The following is a 3,882-nucleotide window of genomic DNA, read 5'->3' as shown; positions in this document are numbered from 1 at the left end:
CGCAGGATCAGCAGCCGGCGGGTGTCCTGCGCGCGGGCGAGGAACGCCAGGGCGGCCGGGCTGCCTTCGGTGCGGCCCAGCTCGGTGAGGAAGCGGTCCGGGATCGCCGGGAACATCACGGGCTGTGCCCTTCGTGAGAGACGGGGGACACGGGCGCCGGGGCCACCTGCGCGGTGAGCCGGCCCGCCACATGGCGGATGAAGTGCTGCAGGTCGGCGCAGTACACCGAGGGATGGCCGAAGCCGTGTCCGGCACGGTAGCGGTGGGCGTACTGGCCGCCCCCGCACACGGTCAGCAGCGGGCAGGCACGGCACTCGGCGGCCAGCGCGGCGGCACCGGACTGCCGGGCCGCGATCGCCGGATGCCGCAGGGCCTCGTCGAAGCTGTGCCGGAAGACGTCGAGTCCCGTGTACGCGGCACCGTCGTAGGCGGACTTCAGCGAGTCGGCCTGCTCGATGGACCCGTCCGTCTCCACCACCACGGTCGCGAACGGCGCCAGCCCGATCTGCTCGGTGGCCGCCGGCAGTCCCAGCAGCAGCCCGATGCACTCCTCGAACAGCCGCACCCGCGTCTCCCGCCGCCCGGTGTCCCACCAGCGGTCGAACACGGCGCTCAGCCACCGCCCGTACACCGGCCGGTCCGCGCTCCAGTGGGGTGGCGGCCGGGTCCAGTTGCCGTGCGGCAGCAGCAGGTTGAGGGCCGGCGGGCCGAGGGCCAGCAGGGACTCGTAGGTCCCCACCGGGTCCAGGGTGGGGTCGACGACGGCCAGGATCCCGGCGTACGCCTGCGGGAAGCGCTCCCGCACCAGGCGGGTCCCGCGCACCGCGGCGGGCCAGGACGGACGCCCGGAGCGGTACACCCGCCGTGCGTTGTGCGCGGCGCGTCCCCCGTCGAGGCTGATGCCGACGCCGATGCGATGCCGGGCCAGGGCCGTCAGGCGTTCGGCGGTCAGCAGGGTGGCGTTGGTCTGCACAGTGGCCTGGACCGCGCAGCCGGCCGGGACCAGCTCGCGGACCCGGTCGGTGAACCGGCCGAGCGCCACGACCCCGGCCAGGAGCGGCTCTCCGCCGTGCAGGACGACCGAGAGGGCCGACAGGCCGTGGGCGCGGGCGTGCTCGGCGATGCGGGCCGCGGTGCGCTCCAGGACCTCGGGGGTTGCCGCCGCCGGGCGGGTGCTCCAGGTGGTGTCCGGCCCCTCGTAGACGTAGCAGTAGCGGCAGGCCAGATTGCAGTGCCCGTGCACCTTGACGATGAACTGCCCGAACGGGACGGCCGGTTCGGGTGCCGGGCCGGGAGCGACCTCTGCAGACACTTCAGCACCCCCACGCCGTACATCCGTGCCATGACCCCGCTCGTTTCCGGCCTTTTTCCCGAGGCGGGGAAGGACCCAAACTCCGGCGCCGCTTCGTGTCCGATTCCGAAGGGCGGGCCGACCGAAACCGGCCGGGGCGGCGCCGTACCACGGTGGCCGGCCGCCGCTCAGAGCGCGCTGCTGTGTCCCCACAGCATCTCGTCCGGCCGCGCGGCCCGCTCCCGCAGGTCGGCGACCACGGCGCGCAGCACCGGGTGGTCGATCCGCCCCAGCTCGGCGAGGCCCAGCGCCATCAGGTCGGGCAGTTCCTCCTCCGGCTCCGGCCGCGCCGCCGCGTACGGCGCCGAACCGTCCTGTACGTCCATGCCGTGCCCCTCTCGACTCGCTCGTGCCGGCGCCGCCGCGCGTCCGGGCGGTGGCGTCACTCCAGTTCGGTCAGGCGGCGGGCCGTCTGTTCGGGAGTCGGTTCGCTCGGGACCAGCTGGCCGTCCGGCAGCCTCGACCACTCCGCCCGGGCCGCCCGATAGGCCTCCCGGGCGGCGCGCGGGCGGCTCGCCGCTTCATAGGTCATACCCCGCAAGTGGTGTGCCTGCGCGCCGAGTTCGACGGCTTCGTGGCGGGCCCGGTCCGTCTCGGCGGCCGTCTCCGCCTCCCGGGCCGCCTCCGCGGCGGCGCGGAACGCGTCCACGGCCTCGTCCAGGCGCGTCGGCCGGCCCAGGCTCTGGTAGGCCTCGAACTGCACCTGCCCCAGCTCCAGCCAGCAGCGCGCGGCCAGCAGCGGATCCTCGGCGTCCGTCGCCTCCGCCGCCGCGAGGCCGAGCAGGTACTCGCCCTCGCGCAGGTCGACGCGGTCGCCGCGGGCGCGGTAGCGGAGCATCAGCGCGCGGCCCAGCAGCAGGAGCCGGCCGGCTAGCCGGGGGCTGCCCGCGGGGGTCTCGGCCCGGCAGTCCCGCAGCACCCGAATGGCCCGGGACAGGGGTTCCTGGGCGCGCGGCCCGGTCTGCAGGGCGGCGTGGCGCAGCAGCGTCTCGCCCCACTCGGCGAGCACGTCGCCGTGCGCCGCCGCGTCCCGGGGCATGCGGTGCGCGGCCTGCTCGAAGTGCCGGGCCGCTTCCTGGAGTTCGCGGGGATCGCCGGTCTCGGTGTAGCGCGCGGCGGCGATCCGGCCCGCACGCACCAGCAGCGCGGCCCGCAGCCCCTGGTCCCGGGTGAGCGGCAGCGCCTCGTCGACATGCATCCGGGCCTCCTCCAGCGTGCCGCCGGACCGCAGCAGCGCGTCCACCAGGTCGAGCAGGGTCCGCACCCGGGGCGCTCCCGGCTCGTCCCCGGGAGCCTCGCCGAGCGCCCTGCGCAGCGACTGCGCGCTCTGCTCCGCGTACCTGCGGGCCTGTTCCGGGTCCCCGGTCACCTCCGACAGCCGCAGCAGGATCCGGCCGTGGGCCAGCAGGAGTCCGGGAGGCTGACGGCCGGGGTCGGGCCAGGCGTCGGTGAAGGCCTCCAGCATGCCGACGGCGCCCTGGAGCAGCGCGCTGTCCCCGCCGAGCCGCCACTGCGCCTCCAGGGCGCCCACCCGTTCCAGGGTGAGGCCGAGCGCTTCCCGCTCGTCCAGGTCGGGCGCGCCGCACGCGACGGCGTACTCGCGGTCGGCCCGGCGCAGCAGATCGAGAGCGGCGCGCGGGTCGCCGTGCCGCCTGCGGTCCGTCGCCGCGGCCCGCAGCACCCGCGCCAGCACGGCCCGTTCGCGTACGGCGCGGGGGTGGGCCACCGCGCGGTCGGCGGCGGTCTCCGCCTCGCGCAGCAGCTCGGCGCCGCCCCCCACCTCCCACAGGCGCAGCGCGCAGCGGGCGTACTCGGCCCACAGGGCGGGGTCGTGGCCGGGGGCGGACTCGCGCTCGGTGGCGCCGCGCAGCAGCTGCACGGCGTCGATGAGGTCCTGCACCATGCCCTCGCGGTCGAACCGCTCGGCCAGGGTGCGGGCCCGGGCGACCGCGGGGTGGGCCGGGCGGCCGGCGGCCGTCTCCTCCCGCTCCCGGCTGCCGTAGAGCGCGAACTGCTCGGGCAGCGGCATGAACCGTTCCAGGACCCGTGCGGCGACCTCGGCGAAGGGCTGCGGCACGAGGGTCGTCGCACCGTTGTCGCCGTGGTCGCCGGAGCCGGCCGGGTGGGCCGTGCCGCGCGGGTGCGGGCGGCCCGGGCCGCCGTCGCCGAGCTGGGCGAGGGCGAGGGCGGGGAAGTTCGGGCCGCCCTTGCCGTAGCGGTGCTCGATGTACTGGGAGCAGTGCTTGAGGACCAGCATGGCCTCGTCACGGCCCAGTGCCGACAGCAGGGACTCCTGCACGCCGGGAGCGAACTCGTACCACTGCGGGCCGTCCGCGGCGGGTTCCTCGCGGGCCCGGGTGACCAGGCCGCTGAGCAGGACCTCGGCGATCTCGGAGGGCCCGGAGTCGGGCAGCATGGTGCGCTGCACGAGCTGCATCACCGGCAGGTACAGCGGCGCCGCCGCCAGATACGCGGCCAGGCGGCCGGCGGCCGGGGAGGCCGTGGAGTGGAACCGGCTGACCAGTTCGAGT

The 3,882-nt window shown here is 76.2% G+C and carries 2 protein-coding genes and 1 pseudogene; all 3 read right to left on the bottom strand.

Annotated features, from left to right (window positions below; translation table 11 throughout):
- Nucleotides 1–115 precede the first annotated feature (115 nt).
- Nucleotides 116–1,312 carry an FxsB family cyclophane-forming radical SAM/SPASM peptide maturase gene (locus ACLU3S_RS36130; RefSeq protein ID WP_413956209.1) on the bottom strand — a complete coding sequence of 399 codons (1,197 nt, stop codon included), beginning with the start codon at nt 1,310–1,312 and terminating at the stop codon, nt 116–118.
- A gap of 167 nt (nt 1,313–1,479) precedes the next feature.
- On the bottom strand, nt 1,480–1,677 hold the full coding sequence (gene fxsA / locus ACLU3S_RS36125) for an FxSxx-COOH cyclophane-containing RiPP peptide (protein ID WP_413956208.1): 198 nt from the start codon (nt 1,675–1,677) through the stop codon (nt 1,480–1,482).
- A gap of 56 nt (nt 1,678–1,733) precedes the next feature.
- Nucleotides 1,734–3,882: pseudogene (locus ACLU3S_RS36120) on the bottom strand (hypothetical protein); the annotation flags it as partial.

Source organism: Streptomyces sp. AF1A (assembly GCF_047340315.1).
In the GTDB taxonomy this organism is placed as follows: domain Bacteria; phylum Actinomycetota; class Actinomycetes; order Streptomycetales; family Streptomycetaceae; genus Streptomyces.
This window is presented reverse-complemented; position numbering and strand designations above follow the sequence as displayed.

Excerpts from the sequence above, each read along its gene's own strand:
- fxsA (WP_413956208.1), bottom strand. The coding sequence starts at position 1,677 with ATGGACGTACAGGACGGTTCGGCGCCGTACGCGGCGGCGCGGCCGGAG.